At 65.6% G+C, this 24,909-nt stretch carries 17 protein-coding genes; 7 read left to right on the top strand and 10 right to left on the bottom strand.

What is annotated here, in order from left to right:
- Nucleotides 1-61: 61 nt before the first annotated feature.
- Entirely contained in the window at nt 62-967 is a 906-nt protein-coding gene (locus tag AC5P6H_RS01310) for a LysR family transcriptional regulator (RefSeq protein WP_014648342.1), read from the top strand.
- A gap of 382 nt (nt 968-1,349) precedes the next feature.
- Here the strand turns inward: AC5P6H_RS01310 and AC5P6H_RS01315 are convergent, their stop codons facing one another.
- Together AC5P6H_RS01315 and AC5P6H_RS01320 are read right to left on the bottom strand one after the other, a co-directional pair.
- Nucleotides 1,350-4,511, bottom strand: a complete 3,162-nt coding sequence (locus tag AC5P6H_RS01315; RefSeq protein WP_197574641.1) for an efflux RND transporter permease subunit — start codon at nt 4,509-4,511, stop codon at nt 1,350-1,352.
- Between the two features lie 4 nt (nt 4,512-4,515).
- Nucleotides 4,516-5,646, bottom strand: a complete 1,131-nt coding sequence (locus AC5P6H_RS01320) for an efflux RND transporter periplasmic adaptor subunit (protein WP_142235197.1) — start codon at nt 5,644-5,646, stop codon at nt 4,516-4,518.
- Nucleotides 5,647-5,765: 119 nt separating this feature from the next.
- Between AC5P6H_RS01320 and AC5P6H_RS01325 the strand changes: the two genes are divergently transcribed.
- The 3 genes from AC5P6H_RS01325 (at nt 5,766) to AC5P6H_RS01335 (ending at nt 8,605) form a co-directional block, all read left to right on the top strand.
- On the top strand, nt 5,766-6,446 hold the full coding sequence (locus AC5P6H_RS01325; RefSeq protein ID WP_053495622.1) for a TetR/AcrR family transcriptional regulator: 681 nt from the start codon (nt 5,766-5,768) through the stop codon (nt 6,444-6,446).
- A 136-nt stretch (nt 6,447-6,582) separates the two neighbouring features.
- Nucleotides 6,583-7,230 (top strand): protein-L-isoaspartate O-methyltransferase family protein, encoded by a 648-nt coding sequence (locus AC5P6H_RS01330; RefSeq protein WP_495202249.1) that lies wholly within the window; start codon nt 6,583-6,585, stop codon nt 7,228-7,230.
- 16 nt (nt 7,231-7,246) lie between these two features.
- Nucleotides 7,247-8,605 carry a TolC family outer membrane protein gene (locus AC5P6H_RS01335; RefSeq protein ID WP_014648347.1) on the top strand — a complete coding sequence of 453 codons (1,359 nt, stop codon included), beginning with the start codon at nt 7,247-7,249 and terminating at the stop codon, nt 8,603-8,605.
- A gap of 100 nt (nt 8,606-8,705) precedes the next feature.
- Here the strand turns inward: AC5P6H_RS01335 and AC5P6H_RS01340 are convergent, their stop codons facing one another.
- Nucleotides 8,706-9,950 carry an amino acid transporter gene (locus AC5P6H_RS01340; RefSeq protein ID WP_495202250.1) on the bottom strand — a complete coding sequence of 415 codons (1,245 nt, stop codon included), beginning with the start codon at nt 9,948-9,950 and terminating at the stop codon, nt 8,706-8,708.
- 223 nt (nt 9,951-10,173) lie between these two features.
- Nucleotides 10,174-11,472 carry a lipid IV(A) 3-deoxy-D-manno-octulosonic acid transferase gene (waaA, locus tag AC5P6H_RS01345; RefSeq protein ID WP_014648349.1) on the bottom strand — a complete coding sequence of 433 codons (1,299 nt, stop codon included), beginning with the start codon at nt 11,470-11,472 and terminating at the stop codon, nt 10,174-10,176.
- A 60-nt stretch (nt 11,473-11,532) separates the two neighbouring features.
- Between waaA and AC5P6H_RS01350 the strand changes: the two genes are divergently transcribed.
- Nucleotides 11,533-12,450, top strand: coding sequence for an LpxL/LpxP family Kdo(2)-lipid IV(A) lauroyl/palmitoleoyl acyltransferase (locus AC5P6H_RS01350; RefSeq protein WP_014648350.1), 918 nt, complete (start codon nt 11,533-11,535; stop codon nt 12,448-12,450).
- 97 nt (nt 12,451-12,547) lie between these two features.
- On the opposite strand, the gene AC5P6H_RS01355 is transcribed toward AC5P6H_RS01350, so the two are convergent.
- The 3 genes from AC5P6H_RS01355 to AC5P6H_RS01365 are packed head-to-tail and all read right to left on the bottom strand — an operon-like array spanning nt 12,548 to nt 15,188.
- Nucleotides 12,548-13,879, bottom strand: coding sequence for an O-antigen ligase family protein (locus AC5P6H_RS01355; protein ID WP_495202251.1), 1,332 nt, complete (start codon nt 13,877-13,879; stop codon nt 12,548-12,550).
- A complete protein-coding gene (locus tag AC5P6H_RS01360; RefSeq protein WP_495202252.1) occupies nt 13,860-14,975 on the bottom strand; it encodes a glycosyltransferase in 1,116 nt (371 codons plus the stop codon). Before AC5P6H_RS01360 ends, AC5P6H_RS01355 begins: the two co-directional genes overlap by 20 nt.
- Nucleotides 14,976-14,990: 15 nt before the next feature.
- Nucleotides 14,991-15,188, bottom strand: coding sequence for a zinc-finger domain-containing protein (locus tag AC5P6H_RS01365; RefSeq protein ID WP_005410967.1), 198 nt, complete (start codon nt 15,186-15,188; stop codon nt 14,991-14,993).
- A gap of 418 nt (nt 15,189-15,606) precedes the next feature.
- On the opposite strand from AC5P6H_RS01365, the gene AC5P6H_RS01370 reads away from it, so the two are divergent.
- Both AC5P6H_RS01370 and AC5P6H_RS01375 read left to right on the top strand, forming a co-directional pair.
- Entirely contained in the window at nt 15,607-18,951 is a 3,345-nt protein-coding gene (locus tag AC5P6H_RS01370) for a GH92 family glycosyl hydrolase (protein ID WP_495202253.1), read from the top strand.
- The gene (locus AC5P6H_RS01375; protein WP_032959489.1) at nt 18,948-19,691 is read left to right on the top strand and encodes a basic secretory protein-like protein; all 744 of its coding nucleotides are present in this window, start codon (nt 18,948-18,950) and stop codon (nt 19,689-19,691) included. The genes AC5P6H_RS01370 and AC5P6H_RS01375 overlap by 4 nt, the downstream gene beginning before the upstream one ends.
- 645 nt (nt 19,692-20,336) lie before the next feature.
- Here the strand turns inward: AC5P6H_RS01375 and AC5P6H_RS01380 are convergent.
- The 3 genes from AC5P6H_RS01380 to AC5P6H_RS01390 form a co-directional block, all read right to left on the bottom strand.
- A complete protein-coding gene (locus AC5P6H_RS01380) occupies nt 20,337-21,377 on the bottom strand; it encodes a GmrSD restriction endonuclease domain-containing protein (protein ID WP_495202254.1) in 1,041 nt (346 codons plus the stop codon).
- Nucleotides 21,374-22,369, bottom strand: a complete 996-nt coding sequence (locus tag AC5P6H_RS01385) for a hypothetical protein (protein ID WP_495202255.1) — start codon at nt 22,367-22,369, stop codon at nt 21,374-21,376. The genes AC5P6H_RS01380 and AC5P6H_RS01385 overlap by 4 nt, the downstream gene beginning before the upstream one ends.
- A 128-nt stretch (nt 22,370-22,497) precedes the next feature.
- The gene (locus AC5P6H_RS01390; protein ID WP_014648356.1) at nt 22,498-24,789 is read right to left on the bottom strand and encodes an NADP-dependent malic enzyme; all 2,292 of its coding nucleotides are present in this window, start codon (nt 24,787-24,789) and stop codon (nt 22,498-22,500) included.
- Nucleotides 24,790-24,909: the final 120 nt, after the last annotated feature.

A 24,909-nucleotide genomic window follows, 5' to 3' on the forward strand; every position in this document is an offset into this window, starting at 1 on the left:
TCGTGCAGAAAATGCGGATAAAGCCCGCCACATTGACTTAACTTTCCAGGACCAGCGAACAATGGACCGGATCGATCGCTTCCGCATCTTCACCCGGGTCGTGGAATGCGCCAGCTTCACCCGTGCTGCCGACCAGCTCGGCCTGCCCCGCTCGACCGTCTCGGCGGCGATTGCCGAGCTGGAACAGCGGCTTGGCACCCGCCTGCTGCAGCGCTCGACCCGACGGGTATCCACCACCCATGACGGCGACGTGTTCCATGCCCGCTGCCTGCGCCTGATCGCGGAGGTTGAAGACGCCGAGTCGCTGTTCCGGCAGGACGACGCGCAACCGGCCGGTTTGCTGAAGATCGACGTACCCAGCCGCATCGGCCGTCGCATCATCGCCCCGGCGTTGCCGGATTTCTTCGCGCGCTACCCGCAGGTGGAACTGGACCTGGGCATGACCGACCGCGCGGTGAACCTGATCGAAGACGGCTGCGATGCGGTGCTGCGGGTCGGCCAGCTGGGCGATTCCAGCCTGGTGGCGCGCACGCTGGGCCAACTCGACTTCGTCAACGTGGCCGCGCCGGCCTACCTGCGCGAGCACGGCATGCCGCAGCACCCTGCCGACCTGCAGCAGCACCGCGCGGTGAACTACGCATCGCCGACCACGGCACGGGTGGAACCGTGGGAATGGCAGGATGGCGGCCAGCTGCGCACGCTGCCGATGCCCGGCTGGGTACGCGTGAACAGCGCCGAGGCCTCGATCGCGTGCTGCGTGGCGGGATTGGGGCTGTTGCAGATTCCGCGCTACGACGTGCAGGCCGAGCTGCAGTCAGGCGCATTGGTGGAGGTGATGCCGCAGTACGCGGCGCAGCCGCTGCCGGTGACCCTGCTGCAACCGCATCGGCAACACCGTGCACTGCGCGTGCAGGTGTTCGTCGAGTGGCTGCTGCCAGTGCTGCGGATCGGCCTGCAGCTGCAGTAGATCCACGTCATGCGCGGGTGCTTCTGTAGAGTCGAGCCATGCTCGACTCATCCCATCATCGCGCGAAGAGCGAAGAGCGAAGAGCGAAGAGCAGCCGAGCATGGCTCGGCTCTACAGAAAGCAGATCCCGCGAGCAGATCAGTCCACGCCATGCGTGGATGCATGCTGCAGTGCCAACCAAGGTTGGCACCTACCAGGGCAACGATCCGCTGCTGTAGATGCACGTCATGCGTGGGTGCTTCTGTAGAGTCGAGCCATGCTCGACTCATCCCATCATCGCGCATAGCGCAGCCGAGCATGGCTCGGCTCTACAGAAGGCAGATTCCGCGAGCAGATCAGTCCACGCCATGCGTGGATGGGTGCAGCGGCAGAACCCGGGGCATTACGCCCCGGATTCGCCCGGCTTCACCCGGAACCACGCCGCGTACAACGCCGGCAGGAACACCAGCGTCAGCACCGTACCCACGATCAGACCACCCATGATCGAGATCGCCATCGAGCCATAGAACGCGCTTCGCGACAGCGGAATCATCGCCAGCACGGCCGCCAGCGCGGTCAGCACGATCGGGCGGAAGCGGCGCACCGTGGCATCGATGATCGAATGCCAGCGATCATGCCCGGCATCGATGTCCTGCTGGATCTGGTCGATCAGGATCACCGAGTTGCGCATGATCATGCCCGCCAGCGCGATCGTGCCCAGCAGCGCGACGAAGCCGAACGGCGCACGGAACAGCAGCAGGAACAGGGTCGCACCGATGATGCCCAGCGGCGCGGTCACCAGCACCATCGCCGCACGCGAGAAGCTGCGCAGCTGCAGCATCAGCAGCGTCGCCACCACCACCAGGAACAGCGGCATGCCGGCCTTGATCGAGTTCTGGCCGCGCGCCGAGTCCTCCACGGTGCCGCCGGTCTCCAGCAGGTAGCCGCTGGGCAGCTCGGCACGGATGCCATCCAGCGTGGGCACGATCTGGTGCACCACGTCCAGCGCCTGCATGCCATCGCTGATGTCGGCGCGCACGGTCACGGTCGGCAACCGGTTGCGGTGCCAGATGATGCCGTCCTCGAAGCCGTACTCCATCGTCGCCACCTGCGACAGCGTGATGCTGCCGCCGTTGGCGGTCGGCATCGACAGGCTGGACAGCAGCTCCAGCTGGTTGCGCTCATCGGCCGGCCCGCGCAGCAGCATCTCGATCTGGCGGTTGCCTTCGCGATACACGCTCACCGACTGGCCGGCCAGCGAACTGGCCAGGAACTGGCTGACCTGGGCGCTGCTCACGCCCAGCGCGCGGGCACGCTCCTGGTCGATCACCAGCCGCACCACCTTGCTCGGCTCGCTCCAGTCCAGGTTGACGTTCATCACGTGCGGGTTCTCACGCACCTTGGCCTCGACCTGGCGCGCGATCGCCTGCACCTTCTCGATGTGCTCGCCGGAGATGCGCATCTGCACCGGATAACCGACCGGCGGGCCGTTCTCCAGGCGGGTCACGCGCATCTGCACGTCCGGGAACTTCGGAATCACCTCGTGCAGCAGCCAGTCACGGGTGCTTTCGCGCGATTTGATGTCCTTGGCCAGCACCACGAACTGGGCGAAGTTGGTCGCCGGCAGCTGCTGGTCCAGCGGCAGGTAGAAGCGCGGCGAACCGGTACCCACATAGGACACATAGTTGGCGATGCCCTCGCGGCTGGACAGCAGCTTCTCCAGCTTCTCGGCCTGGGCCTGGGTCGAGCGCAGCGACGCCCCCTCGGCCAGCTCGATGTCCACCATCAGTTCCGGCCGGGTCGAGTCCGGGAAGAACTGCTGCGGCACGAAGCGGAACATCATCAGTGAGAACACGAACAGGGCGACGGTCGCGGCGATCACCCACCAGCGGCGGCGCAGGCAGGCGTCGAGGAAGCGCCGGAAGCTGCGGTAGAACGGGCGCTGGTAGGGATCGTGGTCGTGCCCATGCTGCGGCGGTGCGATCAGGTTGGCCAGCGCCGGATAGCGGTCGGCCCACTGCTGGCGCTTGGCCAGCCAACGCGCGGACAGGCTGCCGGGCTTCGGCGGCTGCGGATTGAACAGGTCCGGCAGCATCTTGTCGCCCAGGTACGGGATGAACAGCACCGCTGCGATCCACGACACCACCAGTGCAATGGTCACCACCTGGAACAGCGAACGGGTGTATTCACCGGTGCTCGATGCCGCCGTGGCGATCGGCAGGAAGCCAGCTGCCGTGATCAATGTGCCGGTCAGCATCGGGAACGCGGTCGATTCCCAGGCGAAGCTGGCCGCGCGCAGGCGATCGAAGCCCTGCTCCATCTTGGTGGCCATCATCTCCACCGCGATGATCGCATCGTCCACCAGCAGGCCCAGCGCCAGCACCAGTGCGCCCAGCGAAATCTTGTGCAGGCCGATGTCGAAGTAATGCATGACGAAGAAGGTCATCGCCAGCACCAGCGGAATGGTCACGCCCACCACCAGGCCGGTGCGCAGGCCCAGCGAGAAGAAACTGACCAGCAGCACGATCACCACCGCTTCGGTCAGCACCTGCACGAACTCGCCAACCGACTCCTCCACCGACTGCGGCTGGTCGGACACCTTGCGCAGCTGCATGCCGGCCGGCAGGGTCTTCTGAAGCCGCTCGAACTCGGCGTCGAGGTTGGCGCCCAGCTTGAGGATGTCACCGCCATCCTTCATCGCCACCGCCAGGCCGATCGCCTCTTCGCCCATGAAGCGCATCTTCGGCGACGCCGGATCGGCGAAGCCACGCTTGACCTCGGCGATGTCGCCCAGGTGCACGGTGCGGTCGCCAGCACGGATCGGGAACTGGCGGATGGCGTCGATGTCGTTGAACTGGCCCGTCACGCGCAGTTGCACGCGATCGGTGGCGGTCTCGAAGAAGCTGGTGCCGGTGATCGCATTCTGGTCGGCCAGCGCCTGCTGCACCTGCTGCATCGACACACCCAGCGTTGCCAGGCGGGTGTTGGACAGTTCGATCCACACCTTCTCGTCCTGCAGGCCGACCAGGTCGATCTTGCCGACATCGGGTACGCGCTGCAGTTCCAGCTGGATGCGGTCGGCGTAGTCGCGCATCACCGCGTAGTCGAAGCCCTTGCCGGTCAACGCATAGATGTTCCCGTAGGTGTCGCCGAACTCATCGTTGAAGAACGGGCCGACAATCTCGCGCGGCAGCGTCGCACGGATGTCGCCCACGCGCTTGCGAACCTGGTACCACAGGTCCGGGATCTGCCTGGAACGCAGGCTGTCGCGCGCCATGAAGATGACCTGCGATTCGCCGGGGCGCGAATAGGAGCGGATGAACTCGTACTCGCCGGTGTTCATCAGCGCCTTCTCGATCGGCTCGGTCACCTGCCGCGAGACCTGTTCGGCGGTGGCGCCCGGCCAAAGCGTGCGCACCACCATCGCCTTGAAGGTGAATGGTGGATCCTCGGACTGGCCCAGATGCTTGTACGACCATGCGCCGATCAGCGCGAAGGCAAGCATCGCGAACAGCACCAGCGGGCGGTTGGACAACGCCCACTCGGAAAGATTGAAGCGGCGCACCGGCTTACTCCTTGGCCTTGGCGGCAGCGGCCGGCGTGGCCGGCTTCAGCACCGGGCGGTTCTGGCGGTCCACGGCGATCACCGGCTGGCCGGCACGCAACAGGTGTCCGCCGGCAGCGACCACCCAGTCACCCGCATTCACGCCGGACAGCACCGGCACCGATTCGCTGCCATAGGCACCGGTGGTGACCGACGCGGCCTTCAGCGTGCTGTTGGCCGGATCGACCACCCACACGCTGGCGGCACCGTTGGCACCGCGCTGCAGCGCACCGAGCGGCAGCTGCAGGGTGCCGTGGCGGCCGGCGCTGCTGTAGACGCGCGCGCTCTGGCCCAGTTCGACATCGGCCAGCGCATCGGCGGGCAGGCTGACCCGGGTTGCATAGGTGCGTGCCTGTGGATCGGCGGCAGCGGCGATCTCGCGGATCGTGCCTGGCAGGCGCTGGCCAGGACGGTTCCACAGCTCCACCTCGACCGGCTGGCCCACCGCATAGTCGCGGATGGTGGCCTCGGGCAGGTCGATCAGCACTTCGCGCCCGCCATCGGCGGCCAGGTTGAAGATGGTCTGGCCGGCCGACACCACCTGCCCGGCTTCGGCCTCGCGGCTGGCGATCACGCCATCGGACGGCGCGCGCAGCTGTGCGTAGTCGGCCTGGTTGCGCAGCACATCGAGGTTGGCGCGGGCGGCGTTGGCCTGGCCCTGCGCGGCCTTGAAGGCGGCGGACTGCTGGTCCAGCTGCGAGCGGCTGACCAGCTGCTGGTCGGCCAGCACCTGGTAGCGCTTGAGGTCATTACGGGCACGCACCAGATCGGCTTCGGCCGCAGCAAGCTGCGCCTGCGAGGCGCGGGCCTGCAGCGCGAAGTCGGCCACGTCCAGCTCGGCCAGCACGTCGCCCTTCTTCACCCGTTGCCCGGCATCGACGTGGCGCTTGACCAGGTTGCCGCCAACGCGGAACGACAGTGGACTTTCCTGCCGCGCACGCACCGTGCCCGGGAACGCCGCCGGCGCCTGCCCGGCCTGCTCGCCAGGGTGAACCACCAGCACCGGAACGGCCGCCTGGGGCGCCTGTTCCTGTCCCGAACAGGCTGCCAGCGCAGCCATCCACACCATACCGCCCATCCAGCGCACGATCTTCATCGGTCAACGTCCTGAAAACGCAGGGTTGCAACTAAGGGGGGAGCCGCGACTGCCGGCCCAATTTAATAAACCGGCCGGTATAGTATAAATATCGAACCGCTTGGTCTAGTATTGTCGTGATGAGTTCTCACACTTCCCGCAAGCCGTCGGCCAAGCCCGCTGCCAAGGCCGCCGGACCCGGGCGCCCCAAGGACCTCGGCAAGCGCGCGGCGATCCTTGAAGCAGCCAAGACACTGTTCATCGAACAGGGCTATACCGGCGTGAGCATGGACACCATCGCCGCTCAGGCCGGCGTCTCGAAACTGACTGTGTACAGCCACTTCGGCGACAAGGAGACCCTGTTCTCCGAGGCCGTGCAGTCGAAGTGCATTGAAATGCTGCCCGATGCCCTGTTCGTGGCCGACGCGGACGGCCCGCTGCGCGACCAGCTGATCGGCATCGGTCTGGCCTTCTTCGAACTGATCACGTCCGATGCGGCGATCTCGATCCAGCGCATGATGATGGCGCCGGAGACCGACGAACGCCTGCGCGAGCTGTTCTGGAAGGCAGGACCGGAACGTACCTGCGAGGCCCTGGCTGACTTCCTGCGGGCACGCGCCGAGCGCGGCGAGCTGGAAATCACCGACTATTCGCTGGCTGGCGAGCAGTTCCTGACCCTGGTCAAGGGCGAAGTGCACATGCATATGATGTGCGGCATGCCACTGTCACCGGTGGAATGCGACCCTCTTGCCCACGTGACTGCCAGCATCGACTTCTTCCTGCGCGCCTATGCGCCGCGAGGGGCCGGGACGGCTGAATAACCAAAACTGAACGAACCGGAGGTCGCGATGACTTCCGGCACTGCGACCCCGGCCACCCGGCAGCTGATGCTCTGGGCGCGCCGCCGGCCTCCGGCACCGGTAAAATGGCCGGCCCACTGCGCTGGATTTGAACCTCATGACGATTGATTACGCCCACGCCCGCGAACTGATGGTGGAACAGCAGATCCGTCCCTGGGACGTGCTGGACATCAAGGTGCTCGACGTCCTGGCCCGCCTGCCGCGCGAGGCTTTTGTCGGCGATGCACACCGGGCACTGGCCTACGCCGATGTCGAACTGCCGATCGGCCATGGCCAGAAGATGATGAAGCCGGTCATCGAGGGCCGTACCCTGCAGGCGCTGGACCTGCAGCCGGGTGACGAAGTGCTGGAAATCGGCACCGGCAGCGGCTTCCTGTCGGCCTGCATCGGCGCGCTGGCGCGCGACGTGCTGAGCCTGGAAATCGACCCGGAGCTGGCCGCCGCCGCGCGCGCCCGCCTGGACGCGTCCGGCCTGGGCACCAACGTCCGCGTGGAAGTGGCCGACGCCCTGTCCTGGCAGACCGAACGCCGCTTTGACGTGATCTGTGTCACTGGTGCGGTCGACGTGGTGCCGTCACAGTTCGCCTCGTGGCTGCGTCCGGGTGGTCGCCTGTTCGTGATCCACGGCCGCTCGCCGGCGATGGAGGCCCTGCTGGTCAAGGCCGACGGCAGCAGCGAGTCCCTGTTCGAGACCGATATCGATTACCTGCGTGGTGCCGCCCCGGCCCCCCAGTTCCACCTCTGAGTCCAAGGAAGCCGCAATGATCCGCCGATCCCTCGCTGTTGCGCTGGCCACTGCCCTGCTGCCGTTGTCCGCCCATGCCGCCGACCTGCTGCAGGTCTACGAAATGGCGCGCAATGGCGATCCGCAGCTGTCCGCCGCCGAATCGACCCGGCTGTATGACAAGGAAGGCGCCGTGCAGGCGCGCGCCGCCCTGCTGCCGCAGATCAACGGCCAGGCCCAGCTGAACCGCACGCGCAGTGAGCCGAACGCCGACGCCAACTCCGGCTCGTTCACCAACAAGCGCCGCACCTACACGATCGACGGCAGCCAGACGCTGTTCAACTGGACCCAGATCAACAACCTGCGTTCGCAGCGCGAGCTGAGCAAGGCGGCGGACTTCACCCTCGATTCGGCCAACGACAGCCTGATCGTTCGCACCTCGGCGGCCTACTTCAACGTGCTGGTGGCGATCGAATCGCTGAATGCAGCACAGACCAATGAAGCGGCCGCGAAGAAGCAGTTCGACTTCGCCGACAAGCGCCTGGAAGTGGGCCTGGCGCCGATCACCGACGTGCACGAAGCACGCGCCCAGTACGACCAGGCGCGTGCCAACACCATCGTTGCGCAGAACACCCTGGCCGATAACTACCAGGCCCTGACCGAACTGACCGGCCAGCCGGTGACCAACCTGCGTGGGCTGCCGGCCGACTTCCGCCCGGAAGTGCCGGCCAACCGTGGCAACATCGATGAGCTGGTGCAGCAGGCCACCACCCAGAATCCGGCGCTGAAGGCGCAGGAACTGAAGGTCAGCGCCGCCGAGGCTGGCGTGCAGGCCGCCCGTGGCGGCCATTACCCGACCCTGTCGCTGGGCGGCAGCTGGGGCAAGAGCGCGACCTGGGGTGACAGCACTGGTTCCGGTTCGCTGTCGCCGGACGCCCGCACCAACAGCATCGGCCTGACCCTGAGCGTGCCGATCTTCTCCGGTGGTGCCACCCAGTCCGGCGTACGCCAGGCGCTGGCCCAGCGTGACATCGCCCAGGACGGCTACGAGCAGCAGAAGCGCGCCCTGGACCGCAACACCCGCAATGCCTACCAGACCCTGGTACAGGGCATCAGCGAAGTGGAGGCCCGTCGCCTGGCCGTGGTCTCGGCACAGAGCGCGTACGACGCCTCGCAGGTCGGCCTGGAAGTCGGTACCCGTACCGTGCTGGACGTGATCCAGAACCAGCGCATCCTGTTCTCGGCGCAGCTGGACTACGCCCAGGCCCGCTACACCTTCCTGCAGAACCGCCTGCTGCTGAGCCAGTCGCTGGGTGCGCTGGACGTGGCAGAGCTGCAGGACGTCAACCGCCTGCTGACCCAGGACGCGGGCAATCCGGCAACGACCACGCACTGATCCGTCGCCCTGCCGGCAACAAAGAAGCCACCCGCAAGGGTGGCTTTTTTGCAGGCGGTGCATCCGCCCGCAGCTACCCGTTGCGTGGCCCCGCGAACCCTCAGCCCGGCCATGCCCGCAGGCGTTCCAACGCCGCAAGGACGCACAGCGCGGCCGCCAAGGGCGCCAGCATCGGCAGCACCAGTTCGCGACCGGTTGCGCCCTGCCTCATGTCATTCCGCCGCCGCAGCACCGCCAGGCACAGCGCCGCCATCACCAGCAGGGTTGCCGGACCCGGCAGCGCCGGCAGGGTGCCCAACGGCAGCCACAGCACCAGCATCACCGCCGGCAGTCCGACCGCCGCCACGATCACACCGCGGGAGCGTCCCACTGCATCACCCGCCCCTGGCCACAGCGATGTTGCCAGCCGCAAGGCCAGCATCAGCAGCACCAGCTGCAGGGCAGCCAGGCCCGTAGCCCCCGCCAGCGGCAACAACGGCAGCATCCACTCCAATTGCGGATGCATCTCCAGCGCCACCGACAGTGGCCGGGTACTGGCAAGCGCGGAAAACTCGACCAGCCCTGCCTGCAGTGCTGCCAGCACGATCAGCAGCAGCATCGCCAGCAACGAGACCAGCGCCAGCACTGCCGGTTGCCACATCGCGCCCTGGCGGCGCAACGCAGGAAAGCCCAGTGCCAAGCCGACGCTGGCAAATACCCCCAGCAGCGGCACCGCAGCCGCCAGCACCCCGCCCAGCCCGAAGCGATACGGCGCGGTCGCCGGTGGCAGCCAGGGGATCCAGTGCGCGTAATGCACATGACGTGCCGCCAGCGCCAGCAGCAACACCCCCGCACCGATCTTCACCGTCAACAGGGCGCAGGCCACCAGCACCACACGCCGTGGCGGCAGCAATGCCAGCGCGCCCAGCATCAGCAGGCCCATCGCCGCCGTGACCTGTTCCGGCAGCCAGTCGCAGGGCTGGAGGCCTTCGGCGGCCAGCACCGTGTGCAGATGGAGGGCCATGGACTGCGCCACGCCCGCCGTGGTCGCCACCAGCTCCAGCAGCAGGGCCATGCCCAACACGCCCGCCACCCGCGGCCCCCAGCTGGCAGCCAGCAGCCCGTGCAGGCCCTCGCCCGCCGGCAACCGCAGCACCAGATCCTGCAGGCAGCACAGCACCAGGCCGGCCCCCAGTGCAGCCAGCAACAGGCTCAGCACGATGGCGGGGCCTGCCTGTGCCGCCGTGTGCTGGCCCACCAGTGCGATCACGCTACCGCCCACCAACAGTGTCAACGCCACCACCGCCAGATGGTCCGTCCCCAGTCCGGCCCCACCCGTGCCGTCCCCGCCCCTGTCGCCGTCCATCGCAAGTTCCCTTGATATCCGCCCAAGCGCGGTCGACAGCAGGCTGGCAGCCTGCGTCGTCCTGCGGAATCAGAATCGGTGGAATGTGCGCAACGATGTGATGGCAGGCACGCTGCCAGCGGCAGGGTCGGTCCAGCAACGACAGAAAAATCGTCGCTAAGCAGAATTGATGAAGTTGATCACGACAATGCTCGTCAGCGCCGCTGACTCCGCGCTGCCGCGATCACTCGCGCGGTGGTGGCAGGTGCGGCGCCACCAGGGCAAGCGTGCGTTGCAGCGCGCCGCGGCCATTGCTGACCAGCGTGCATCCCGCCCGCGCCATGTCTTCGCGGGCCTGGGCATCGTCGAGCAGGTGCTGCAGCAGATCGCCCACCGCCTGCGCGTCCTCGCCGATCAGCAGCGCTCCGGCCTCGCGCATGCGCCGGGAAATTTCCGCGAAGTTGTGCAGGTGCGGGCCGGTCACCGCCGCCGTTCCCATCGCGGCCGGCTCCAGCAGGTTGTGACCACCGATGGCCTGCAGGCTGCCGCCGACGAAGGCGACCTGGGCGCAGGCATAGAACGGCATCAGCTCGCCAAGGGTGTCGATGACGAACACGTCTGTGGCCGCGTGTGGCCACTGGTCCACGCGGCGGGTCGCCACGCTCCAGCCCTGTTCGCGCGCCAGCGCTTCCACCTTCGGGAAACGCTCGGGATGTCGCGGTGCCCACAGCAGCAGCAGCTCCGGATGCCGCTGGCGCAGGCGCCGGTGCAGGTCGATCACCGCCTGCTCCTCGCCATCATGGGTACTGGCGGCGATCCATACCGGACGAGCGGCCGGTACCCGCGCGTGGAACTGTTCGACGAAACCCTGCACATCCGGCGTGGCGATGTCGAATTTCAGGTTGCCCAGCGCCTGCACCTGGCCGGGATCCGCCCCCAGCTGCACGAAGCGCTCGGCATCGTCCTGCGACTGCGCGGCCACGCAGGTGACGGTGCGCAGCGCGCGGCGGATCAGTGCCGCCAGCAACCGGTAGCCGCGCAGCGAACGCGCCGACAACCGGGCGTTGAGGATGTACACCGGAATGCCGCGGTCACGGCAGCCGAACAGCATGTTCGGCCACAGCTCGGTTTCCAGGATCAGCGCCAGGCTGGGCTGGAAATGGCCGAGGAAACGGTTGACGCTGCCCGGCACGTCATACGGCAGGTAGACATGGTCCAGGGCGTCGCCCCACAGCGCGCGTACGCGCTCGGAGCCGGTCGGGGTGATGGTGGTGATCACCCAGCGGATGTCCGGGCGCTGCTGGCGCAGGGCATTGACCAGCGGCGCGGCGGCATTGACCTCGCCCACCGAGACCGCGTGCAGCCAGACCCGCGGCTGCCCGGTCGGCTGCGGATAGGAGGCATAGCGTTCATCCCAGCGCCGGAAGTATTCACGAACCCGGAAACCGCGCCAGACCAGGTGGTACACGGTGATCGGCAGCAGGATGTAGAGCACGACCGAATACAGGCCGCGCAGGATCCATTCGACAGGGTCTTTGCGCATGCGGCAAGGATACGGGAGCCCCCGGGGAAAGACACGCGGCCGCCTTGGTAGAATGGCCCCATGTCAGATGCCTCCACCGCCGTCCGCCCATCGCTGCGCGATCCGCGCAACTGGCCGATGTTCGCCGCCATGTTCGGCGCCTTCGCCATCGCCCGCCTGCCGTGGATGCTGCAGCGCGCGCTGGGCCGGGGCGTCGGCTGGATCACCTGGCGCCTGCTCGGCAGCCGCCGCCGCGCCGCCGAAGTCAACCTGCAGCTGTGCTTCCCCGAGAAGGACGAAGCCTGGCGCCAGCGCCTGGTGCGCGACAGTTTCGATGCGCTGGGCGTGGGCGTGTTCGAGTGCATCCGCGCCTGGTGGGGCAGCATCGACCGCATCCGCCCGCAGGTACGGATCGAAGGCCTGGAACACCTGCGGCAGATGGAGGCTGAAGGCCGCGGCGTGCTGCTGGTCTCAGGCCACTTCATGACCCTGGAAATGTGCGGACGCCTGCTGTGCGACTACGTCGACCTGTCCGGCATGTACCGCAAGCACAAGAACCCGGTGTACGAGTGGGCGGTGAAGTTCGGCCGCCTGCGCTATGCCAAGGCGATGTTCGCCAACGAGGACATCCGCGCGACCGTGCGCCACCTGAAGAAGGGCGGCTTCCTCTGGTACGCGCCGGACCAGGACATGCGTGGCAAGGACACCGTGTTCGTGCCGTTCTTCGGCCACACCGCTTCGACCATCACCGCCACCCACCAGCTGGCAAGGATGACCGGTTGTGCAGTGATCCCGTACTTCCACCGCCGCGAAGGCGGGAAGTACGTGCTGAAGATCGGCGCACCGCTGGAGAATTTCCCCAGTGAGGACGTGGAAGCCGATACCACGCGGGTCAACCAGGCCATCGAAGAGATGGTGCGCGAAGCCCCCGACCAGTACCTGTGGATCCACCGCCGCTTCAAGCGCCAGCCCGGCGGCCGGAGTGATTTCTACAAATAGCCGGATGCGGTGGAAGGGCCGGCGTCCTCGTGGCGCCAACCTTGGTTGGCGCCGGATGAACCGAGGCCGGTCCCGGGGAGCCCACCAAGGTTGGCAACTACTGCATCGGCGGAGATTCGTCCGATTCGCGGGCCAGCAGACTGCCGGCGAACAGGGCCGCCAGCAGCACGGTCAGGCCGCCCCAGAACGCAGAATAGAACGCCAGGTGCGTATTGAGCGGGAACACGGTAACCGCCAGCGCCAGCATCGCCGGGCGGGCGCGGTCACGCGCCGCCGGCGGTGCATAGCGCCAGGCCCGCCAGGCCTGCGCCACCGCCGCCAGCCACAGCAGCAGGCCCAGCACGCCGGTCTCGGCCAGGATTTCCAGCACGATCTGGTGGGCGTGCAATGCCGGTTGATTGCCCCACACGGCGGGGCCCTCGTCTGACACGCAGGCCGGATACGCATCACGGAAGCCGCGCGCACCGACACCGTTGACCGGATGTTCCTCGATCATGCACACCGCCGCCGTCCAGATGCGCGCGCGCCCCGAAAGCGCCTCGTCAACGCCCTGCCCGTCTTCGTTCCATGCCTGTGCCGTGCGCGCAACACGCTCGCGCAGCTGCGGCACGCCCGCTGTCAGTGCGGCCGTACCCAGCGCTGCCACAAGGGCCAGCAGCAGCAGCCGCTTCCAGCCGAACTGGCGCAGTCCGCTGTAGGCCAGCACCAGCACAAAGGTGATCCACGAGGCGCGCGAACCGGCCAGCAGCAGCACGCCTCCCAGTGCGGCGGCGGCCAGCAACCACCCCGCACTGCCGAAACGCCGCGCCATCGGCAGCAGCAGGAAGGGTGACAGGCTGGCCAGCACCTGGCCGAATTTCAGGTTGCAGGGCCCGAGCGCGCCACTGAGGCGGTCGGCCAGTGCGGCTTCGTCGGCCGGGCACAGCGCGTGGCCACTTACGGCCAGCTTCAGGTGCTCCAGCGACCAGAACCATGGGCTGGTGCCGGCCAGCGCCTGTACCAACGCGTCCAGCGTCCACGCGCCGGTGATCAGCGCCAGGCCACCGAAGGTCAGCCGCCGCCGTTCCGGCGTGGCTACCGCGATCGCCACCAGCCACATGAAGGGCAGGTAGCGAAGTCCGGCGGCAGCCTTGGTCCACGAGGCCGCCGGATCGATCGCATCGATGGCCGAGAACGCCTGTGGCAGCCAGTAGCCGAGGAACAGGATCGAGGTCAGGGCCCACGCCGCCGTGCTCAACAGGTGCGGGCGGCGCTGCAGCCGGCGCATGACCATGCGCACGGCAGCATAGAGCGCGCCAAGGCCGAGCACGGTTTCAGCGATGCCTGGCAACGGCCACATCGCCACGTACGCCAGCACCCACCAGGGTGCCCAGCGCCCAGCGCGGTCTTCGCGCACGATGGCAGCAGGGTCAGCCGGCGAGATCGGCATAGAGGCGGAGGGTATCGCGCTGCATGGCCTGCAGGGTAAACGGGATGCGGGTCGGCAAGGATGGCGGCTGCGCCAGCAGGGCCAGCGCACGTTCACCCAGCGCGCGCGCGTCGCCGAGCGGCACCGCGCCGCCGGGCTGCAGCTGCTGCAGCAGTTCGCCGACGCCACCGTGGTCCCAGCCCAGCACCGGGCGGCCGACCGACAGCGCCTCGACCACGGTGCGGCCAAAGGCTTCCGGCTTGTCCGACAGCTGCAGCACCAGATCGCTGGCGGCGTAGGCCAGGGCGATGCGTGCGGTAGGCGTGCTGATCTGTACGGCCTCGGCCACGCCCAGTGCCGCAGCCTGGCGGCGCAGATCGGCCACGTAGGCCTCACGCCCGGGTTCCTCGGTACCCAGCATCCACAGCTGCGCAGGCACGCCGGCGGCACGCACGTCGGCCAGCAGCTGCAGCGCGTGGGCGTGGCCCTTCAGCCGGGTACCGCGCCCGGGCAACAGCAGCAGCGGGCCATCAACCTGCGCCAGCCAGGGATAATCGGCGGCCAGGGCCAGCCGCGGGCGACGGTCGGCACGTGCTACGCGTGGGAACTGGCCGACATCGACACCGCGGGGAATGACCTGCAGTTTTTCTTCCGGCACCGTCGGGTAGTGGCGTTGCACGAAGGCGCGCACGGTATTGGACACGCAGATCACGCGTTCGCCACTGGTCATCACCGCACTGTAGCGGCTGGGCGAATTCAACCCGTGCACGGTGGTCACCCAGTGCGGGCGCTGTGCGGCGGGCATGGCGCGGATCGCGTACAGGCCCAGCCAGGCCGGCAGCCGCGAACGGGCGTGCACGATGTCCGCACCGACCTCGGCAAACAGGCGGCGCAGGGTCGGCAGATGGCGCAGGGTCAGCAGCGACTTGCGGCCGATGTCCAGGGTGAGGTGCTCGGCACCGCTGTCCAGCAGCGGCTGCACCATGCGGCCACCGGCGGACACCACCAGTGCACGATGGCCGGCCGCGACCAGGGCAGCAGCGATTTCCAGGGTCGAGCGCTCGACACCGCCGGAGTGCAGCGCCGGCAGCAACTGCACCACGGTCAATCGGCGCATCGAAGGGGCCGCCGTTTAGTCGGCCAGCACGAACACGGAACCGCAGTACGGGCACTGCGCTTCACCGTTGGGCTCGTCTTCGATCGGCAGGTACACGCGCGGATGCGAGTTCCACAGCGCCATTTCCGGGGTCGGGCAGCTCAACGGCAGATCGCTGCGGTGCACGGTGTAGCGCTTCTCGGCGTTGGCGGGCGCGGTGGCGGTATGGCTCATGGCGGATGTCGGTGAACGGGTTGCGAGGCCTGTGATTCTAGCATCTGGGCCGCACCGACATTGCGCCACAAGGCCTTTGCGCGCTCCCGCCGATGCCTCGCATCTCCCCGCCGCACGCCGGGCGGCGGCGGCGCCGGGGATTTCGCGGTCGTTCCGGCAGGTTCGCTCGCCAGAATCGACTCCAGCGATATTTCCCGCATTTGGATCGAACTAAATGGCACTTGCCAGCGCGCGACGGCTGTTGCAGGATCGGGCCAGGTCGCACCCCGACCCACCCAATCCAACCCGATCGCATGGCCCGCCCCCACCGGACCGGCATCGCCTCTTCCACTGCCAGCCTGGCGGGCGGAGCGATGCTGTCCGTGGTGTCCGCCGATGCGGGTTCTGCCCGCCGCCAGCCCTTCCGGGAGACCCTTGCATGACCCTGTCCGATCCGCGCCGCGCCCTGCTTCCACTCGCCCTGGCCCTCGCCTGTGCGACCACTGCGATGCCGGTGCTGGCACAGGGGCTGCAGACCTCGTTCGAGCCCGGCGAACCTGCCCCGACGCAGGCCGCGGGTGCACTTCAGGTCACGATCGGCAACGGCCCTGCGGCGCCTTACGCGGCCAAGCGCAACGCCGGCTACAGCGGCCTGCATGCACTGCGCTACAGCAGCGAAGGCGGCAGCGCGCGGCGCGAACTGTTCAAGGCCGACCTGCCCATCGAGGCCGATACCACGCTGTCGTGGCTGGTGCTGCCGGAGATCGTCGGCAAGGACACCGTCGCTTCGACCTATGTCTCGCTGGACCTGCTGCTGGACGATGGCAGCCGCGTGTCGGCCGGTGCGGCGCGCGACCAGCATGGGGTGGCGATCGGCGCACGCGCGCAGGGCGAATCGAAGACGCTGTACCCACAACAGTGGGCGCGCAAGGCAGTGCGACTGGGCGACGTACCCACGCTGAAGGGCCGCCGCGTGGTGGCGATCGAGCTGGAGGTGGCCAGTGCCGAGGGCGCGCCGGTCTCTGGCTGGATCGATGACGTGCGCCTGGACGCACAGCCGCGGCAGCGGCCACAGCGCGTCTCCGACTGGGTGCTGACCACCCGCGGCACCCAGGCCAACGGCACCTTCTCGCGCGGCAACAATTTCCCGGCCACGGCGGTGCCGCACGGCTTCAACTTCTGGACCCCGGTGACCGATGCCGGCGCACTGAACTGGCTGTACCGCTGGAACGAGCAGAACGACGCACAGAACCGCCCGCAGCTGCAGGCGCTTGCGCTGAGCCACCAGCCCAGCCCGTGGATGGGTGACCGCCAGACCTTCCAGGTGATGCCCTCGGCCAGCCGTGGCGTGCCGGAGGTCGACCGCCGCAAGCGCGCGCTGTCGTTCGATCGCCGCCATGAAAGCGCGCGCCCCTACCGCTACGACGTGCGCTTCGACAACGGCATCGCTGCCGCCATCGCGCCGACCGATCATGCCGCGTTGTTCCGCTTCGACTTCCCCGAAGGCGGTGACGCCAACCTGCTGTTCGACAACGTCGATGCACGTGGTGGCCTGACTCTGGATGCCGCCACACAGACGCTGTCGGGCTACACCGATACGCGCAGCGGCCTCTCCAACGGCGCCAGCCGCATGTACGTGGTGGCCAGCTTCGACAAGCCCTGGCGCAGCAGCGGCCGCCTCGACACCGGGCGCCCGACCGGCTACATCAAGTTCGATGCCGGCAGCGAGCGGCGGGTGACGATGCGCATCGCCACCTCGCTGATCTCGGTGGAGCAGGCGCGGCACAACCTCGCACTGGAAATCGCCGCCGCCGATACGCTGGAGAGCGTGGCCGGCCGCGCACAGGACGCGTGGGACGCGCGCCTGGCCCGCTTCGACATCGGCGATGCCAGCGACGACCAGAAGACCACGCTGTACTCCAGCTTGTACCGGCTGTACCTGTACCCGAATTCCGGCCACGAGAACGTGGGCAGCGCCGCCGCACCGGAGTGGCGCTACGCCAACCAGGCCAGCGCCAGCGATGACAACACCGAAGGCAGCGCGACCCGCAGTTACGCCGGCGTGCGCGATGGCAAGGTGTTCGTCAACAACGGCTTCTGGGACACCTTCCGCACCACCTGGCCGGCCTATGCACTGTTCACGCCCGACGATGCCGGCCAGCTAGTGCAGGGCTTCATCGAGCAGTACCGCGCCGGCGGCTGGATCGCACGCTGGTCGTCGCCGGGCTATGCGGACCTGATGGTCGGTACCAGCTCGGACGTGGCCTTCGCCGATGCGTGGCTGAAGGGCATCGGCGGTTTCGATCCGGCCGAGGCCTACGCCGCCGCGCTGAAGAACGCGACCGTGGTCCCGCCCGACCGCCATGTCGGCCGGAAGGGCATGGACCGTTCGACCTTCCGTGGCTACGCCAGCGCGGACGTGCATGAAGGCATGTCGTGGACGATGGAAGGCGCACTCAATGATTTCGGCATCGCCAACATGGCCGACGCGCTGGCCAAGCGTGCGACCACGCCGGCCGCACGCGAGCGCTACAGCACCGAGGCCGACTACTTCCGCTATCGCGCCGCCAGCTACACGACGATGTTCGATCCGGCCGCCGGCTTCTTCCAGGGCCGCACTGCCGATGGCCAGTGGCGCGTGGACGCGAAGGACTACGACCCGCGCGTGTGGGGCCACGACTACACCGAGTCCAATGGCTGGACCTTCGCCTTCACCGCTGCCCACGATGGCGAAGGCCTGGCCGCGCTGTACGGTGGCCGCGACAAGCTGGCGGCGAAACTGGATGCCTTCTTCGCCACGCCGGAAACCGCAGACCCGGCACTGGCCGGTTCCTACGGCGGCACCATCCACGAGATGACCGAGGCGCGCGACGTGCGCATGGGCATGTACGCGCACAGCAACCAGCCGGCGCACCACATCCCGTGGATGTACCTGTACGCCGGGCAGCCGTGGAAGACCCAGCAGCACGTGCGCGAGATCCTGTCGCGGCTGTACGTCGGCAGCGAGATCGGCCAGGGCTATCCGGGCGACGAGGACAATGGCGAGACCTCGGCGTGGTACGTGCTGGCCTCGCTGGGCCTGTACCCGCTGCGCATGGGAGCCCCGGAGTATGTGATCGGTTCGCCGGCCTTCCGCCACGCGCGGGTGGAACTGCAGGGCGGCGCGGTGCTGACCGTGAACGCGGCCAACAATTCGCGAGAGAACGTCTACGTGCAGTCGCTGAAGATCAACGGCACGCCCTGGACGAAGACCTGGGTGCCGCACGAGCTGATCGCCAGGGGCGCGACGCTGGACTTCGTGATGGGCCCGCAGCCGTCGCGCTGGGGCAGCGGCGTGGATGACGTGCCGCGCTCGCTGACCGCCCGTGGCCAGCGCCCGCAGCTGCTGCACGACCTGCTCGGCAGCGACGCGAAGGCAACACTGGCCGATGGCCGCGCCCTGCCGGCGCTGGTCGATGACGATGCGGCCACCACCGTCGGCCTGGGTGGCGGCGCGACCATCGCACTGACCGGCCTGAGCAATGGCACGCCGACGATGTATACGCTGACCAGCGGTGACGGCCGCATCCAGGGCGGCGAATGGACGCTGGAAGCGCGCAATGGCAACGGCCACTGGACCGTGCTCGACCAGCGCAGCGGCGAAGCCTTCGAGTCTGCCCGCCAGACCCGTCCGTTCCGCATCGCCAGACCCGGTCGTTACAGCGAGTACCGGCTGCGCCTGGCCGCGCCGGGCCGGCTGCCGCTGGCGGAGATCGAACTGTTGGCGCCCAGCGCCGTACAATGAGCCCTATGCGCTACCGTCTGTTGCCTCTGGCCCTTGTTGCCCTTTCCTTCTCCAGCTTCGGCCAGACCCAGGCCTTTGATGCGCAGCTGACCCGCGACGGCGTGACGCTGAACTACCAGGACGCCCGTGGCGCCCTGGCCGCGCCGCAGCGCAAGCGGGTGATCGATACGTTCTACTTCGCCTACCTGCGCGAACGTGCGGACTTCCACCCGGCCGCGCCATCGATGGTGCGCATCGTGATCGATCCGGCCTACACCGGGATCGCCTTCGTCGGTGACAAGGACCAGGCGGCAACGATCACCATCAATCCGGGTTGGCTGGCGCAGCACCCCAACGACATCGACCTGGTCACCCATGAGGCCATGCACATCGTGCAGGGCTATCCGGGCCATGGCGACGCACGGGTGCCGGGTTGGCTGGTGGAGGGCATCGCCGACTACGCACGCGACCGCTACGGCATGGACAATGCCGCGGCGGGCTGGTCGCTGCCGGGCAAGGTCGAGAAGGGTCAGAACTTCGACAGCGGCTACCGGGTCACCGGTGCGTTCCTGAAATGGGCCGACGCCGAACACCCGGGCCTGGTGCTGGCACTGGACACGGCCCTGCGCGATGGCCGCTATGCACCGGCGCTGTGGCAGAAGCACACCGGCAAGGCACTGCCCGCACTGTGGGCCCAGTACGCCAAGCCGCGGTCGGATGCACCGCCGCCGGCCCCTGCACGCCGCGGCAAGCGGCGCTGACTGGCTGGTCAACTGGGAATTGGGGCGACTGGGTAGAGTCGACTGTTAGTCGACTGACTTTCGTACAGCCCCCGAAAACCCCGCGCTTCGCGCGATAGTCGACCAACGGTCGACTCTACCTCGCTGCTTTCTACGCCTCAGCGCGACTGCACGAAACCGGCGTACAGCGCGAACAGCTGCTGGAAATATCGCCGCGTGACTCGATTACGCATGACACCCTCGCCCATGAAAGTTGGTCGGGCCCAGGGTGGGAAGGCCGGTCCGGTCCCTTCCCACGGCCGGGCCGCGTGGGCGTATTGGGCCGCAACGGCGTTGCAGGGAAATGACTGCTGGGCTGCAATTCGTCGCATCGAAATGGGTTGACGACTCCCTCATGCGTGCTATTGCATGCATTCTCAAGCAGATCTGAAAAAATCCAGATGAATGCACCGCAATTCATCAGCGCGCCCCCTTAAGTTGGCGGCACCAAAACCCAAGCTACCGATAACCCGGGACATTAGGGAAAAGCGCACCTGAGGAAGGTGCGCCGCTCCGATCAACATGACGAATCGCTTCAAGTACAAGAGCGAAGGCATGCAGCAAACCAGGGCATCCAGCATCTCCAAATAGATGCATAAAATCTGCCCAATAATTCATAATTTATGGCTAGTTCAATCCGCAATAGGAGAGCAACGCGAGCTTTCTCTTCGTCCTCTGCCCCTTGAACTTAGTCCGATTCGACATGCTCTGTTTATATTCCTGCGCCGCTGGCTGCTGGTAATTTCTATCTCGAATCATGGAAAAGAACGCAACCAGCTTTGCCGCAACATCAACCGCTTTGATCCCTCTACTGACACATGCCATCGAGAAACACCAAATCCCGTAAAGATGACTTACACCGGAGATCTTATATCCTTCGTAATCAAGGCCAAGCTCAGACATAAATTTGGTCACCGCATCGAATTTATCGCCCAACGTCGCCCAATCCACATGCCCAGATCTCGCATACTTGGCATAGTACTGATCCAGATCACTATCTGTAGCGGTCAACTCAGCACCCTCAATCAGAGAAAATATAAGCTCCGATATAAACTCAACATCCTCCATTCGAGCTTTATCGGTCGCATCCAATCTTTTCTCCCAGAACGCGCCTCGCGATTTCTCGTAGGCCAAGTTAAGAAGAGGGCTACTGTAGAAATTCGAATGCCTCAACTCCTGACCATTGAGAGGCTCACCATTCCTATTAAGCCTATCAAATATTCCGTCAATTGTCGCAGAATCATCACTATCAATATACTCGACAGGAATCTGATATCGCCAGAACATTTTTTTATATTCTGACAATCGCCCGCGATCCAGCTCGGCGAAAAACTTCCCTGCAAGATCGGGATCATGAAATATGTCATCCGCCTCATCGGTGGTCGCGAACCCGCCCTCAATAAATTCAACAAGGGACGTCAATCTCTGCTTTCCGTCAATAACCTCATAACTCGTCTTCCCGCTAACATCATCTATTTTCTGCCTAAGGAAAACGGGAGGAATAGGCAAGTTCTTCAAAATTGAATCAATAAAGAAGGCCTTTTTCTCCTCACTCCACACACTCAAACGCTGATAGGGAGGATTCATATTGTACTTTCCAACAGTGTACTCCTCAAAAAAGTTGGAAATACTCACACTATTAGAAGAGCGACCCAAATGCTTCATCATGCCGGATATCCAATAAGAAGGTCACTAGACGCCAAATGCGTATAGTTCACGAAGAGACTATTCAGCACTGCGTCCAATGTGGGAGATGGAGCGGGATTCAAATGAACAACATTCATCGCGGAGTGCATCGAGTTGAGAAGTAAATCAATCTCAGCCCGGTCAACATGCCAATAAGACAATCCACAAACAATTGCCAAATCACCGAATCCAAACTCTGACAATTGTTTAGACGCCTCATCACGAATGGCTTGCGCCCAGGTAATAGCGCTCCTCCCCGCCTCACCCGCGGGAGGTATCAGAAAATTAACCGGAGTATGCCCACCAAGATTCTCGTAAGCGACATTTATTTCTGTAATAGGGCAGTCATTAAACATCGAGTTATAGTTAATCGAGAATGACTCCCTAGGGAGGGACTTGGCATGAGTATAACTTATAGACCCGTGCGGCTTGAATATCTGGAACTTCGCACCAGGATTTACAGACAAGATTGGAACTCCAAACTGAATTCCACTCTCCATCAGAGCCCTCTCCAACCAAACGTCATAGTTGTATGTAACAACTACAACCTGCTCTACCTCTGGATCATCATTGAGTTGCCGAATGAAGCTTAGCCAAGCCCAGTCGCGCACATAATCAGTGACAGGCCCCACCAATGAGTCGTAGTGAATGAACAAGTACTTTAAATAATACACAAGCTCTCGGTAAGCATGAAGGAAGCCGTTTCCAGCCTTTTCCGACATCACTGAACCTTTCCTGCTCGAATAGACATTCGCGCAGGTTACAACCCTCTCAAGAAGTTGAATTGTCTCTTCTGGCCTCAGGTAAGATCGCGCACCAATCGACCAAAGATGCGGGCTATTTTTGTAGGAAAGAAAGCCCGGCCTTTCATCTAGCGGCCACCGCAGCACGCCACCATCCGAAAATATATTCCCAACATTAATTCTTGACGCCAACTCAGGCTTCGCCCTTCTAATCTGGGAAACGAAATCCATTGTGAAGCCATTCCCCAACAGAAATGCCACCTTCTTCCCCACACACGCCCCCTTTCCTTGGCGAAAATCAAAAAAAAGGGCGGCAGTTACGCCGCCCTCTCTCAATTTAATTCAGCCCACCTACAGAGTCACGCCTTCTTTTCCGCTTCCAGCTGCTTCCTGATCTGCGCATCGACCGCCGCGATCGCGGTCATGTTCAGGATCCGGCGCGAAGTGGCGCTGGTGGTCAGGATGTGCACCGGCTTGTTCACGCCCATCAGGATCGGGCCGATCGCCACGCCATCGGTGAACACGCGCACCAGGTTGTAGGCGATGTTGGCCGCTTCCAGGTTCGGCAGCACGAACAGGTTGGCGCGGCCCTGCAGGGTCGAGCCCGGCAGCAGCTTCTGGCGCAGCGCTTCATCCCATGCGGTGTCGCCCTGCATTTCGCCGTCCACGTTCAGGCGCGGGTTGCGCTTGAGCAGCAGCTCGCGCACCTGGCGCATCTTCAGCGCGTCCTTCGAATCGTGGCTGCCGAAGTTGGAGTGCGACAGCAGCGCGACCTTCGGCTCGATGCCGAACAACTTCATGCGGTAGGCCGCCTGCAGGGTCGCTTCGCACAGCTGCTCGGCGGTCGGGTCTTCCTGCACGTGGGTATCGACGAAGAAGAACACGCCCTGCTGGTTGATCACGCCGGTCATCGCCGAGGTCGAGGTGACCTTCGGCTCCAGCGGCAGCACGCTGCGCACGTAGCCCAGCTTCTTGTGGAAGCGGCCGACGATGCCGGTCAGCATCGCATCGGCTTCGCCGCGCGCCACCATCACTGCTGCGATCAGGGTCGGGCGCGAACGCATCAGGTTCTTCGCCGCGGCCACGGTCACGCCACGACGGCCGGTCAGGCCATGGTAGTACTGCCAGTATTCGTTGAAGCGCGGGTCATCGTTGATGTTGGTGACTTCAACGTTCTCGCCGATCTTCAGGCGCAGGCCGAGGCGTTCGATGCGCGACTCGATCACTTCCGGGCGGCCGATCAGGATCGGGTGCGCCAGGCCGTCATCGACCACGTTCTGCACCGCCTGCAGCACCACTTCCTCTTCGCCTTCGGCGTACACCACGCGCTGCTTGTCGCTGCGCGCGCGGTCGTAGACCGGCTTCATCATCAGGCTGGTGCGGTAGACGAACTGGGCCAGCTTGTCGCGGTAGGCGCCCATGTCGTCGATCGGGCGCGAGGCCACGCCCGAATCCATTGCGGCCTGGGCCACGGCGGCCGACAGCTCCACCAGCAGGCGACGGTCGAACGGACGCGGGATCAGGTATTCACGGCCGAAGCTCGGGGTGTCACCGCCATAGGCCGAGCCCATGTCGGTGGCGGCGCGGCGGGCCAGTGCAGCGATGGCACGCACGCAGGCGATCTTCATTTCCTCGTTGATCGCGGTGGCGCCCACGTCCAGCGCACCACGGAACAGGTACGGGAAGCACAGCACATTGTTGACCTGGTTCGGGTAGTCCGAACGGCCGGTGCCGATGATCGCGTCCGGACGGGCGGCGCGCGCCAGTTCCGGCATGATTTCCGGGGTCGGGTTGGCCAGTGCGAAGATCACCGGATCCGGCGCCATGGTCTTGACCATGTCGGCGGTCAGGATGCCCGGCGCCGACAGGCCCAGGAAGATGTCCGCGCCGTCGACGATCTCGGCCAGGGTGCGCTTGTCGGTGTCGCGCGCATAGCGCTGCTTTTCCGGATCCAGGTCGGTACGACCGGTGTGGATCACGCCCTCGCGGTCGAAGGCCAGGATGTTTTCCGGCTTCAGGCCCAGCTGCACCAGCATGTTCACGCAGGAAATGCCGGCCGCGCCCATGCCCGTGGTCGCCAGCTTCACGTCCTCGATCTTCTTGCCGGTGATCGCCATGGCGTTGAGCACCGCCGCGCCGACGATGATCGCCGTGCCGTGCTGGTCGTCATGGAACACCGGGATCTTCATGCGCTCGCGCAGCTTGCGCTCGACCACGAAGCATTCCGGCGCCTTGATGTCTTCCAGGTTGATGCCGCCGAAGGTCGGTTCCAGCGAGGCGATGATGTCGACCAGCTTGTCCGGGTCGGTCTCGTCGACTTCGATGTCGAACACATCGATGCCGGCGAACTTCTGGAACAGCACGCCCTTGCCTTCCATCACCGGCTTGCCGGCCAGCGCGCCGATGTTGCCCAGGCCCAGCACCGCGGTGCCGTTGGAGATCACCGCCACCAGGTTGCCGCGGGCAGTCAGCTCGCTGGCCTGCTGCGGGTCGGCCTTGATCGCTTCACAGGCGTACGCCACGCCCGGCGAATACGCCAGCGACAGGTCGCGCTGGGTCAGCATGGGCTTGGTAGCGGAAACCTTGATCTTTCCCGGCGGGGACATCCGGTGGTAATCGAGGGCGGCCTGTTTGAAATCTTCGTTGGACATCGATGTGGGTTACATGAATGGGCAGAAGGGACAGGGGATGATACCCCCGTTGGAGCGTCTGGACCTGTCGCTATCCTGTCGCAAGCATGCTGCGACCGCACAATTCCGTGCCGTATGCGA

The organism is Stenotrophomonas sp. YJH_SMC_110 (assembly GCF_059369255.1).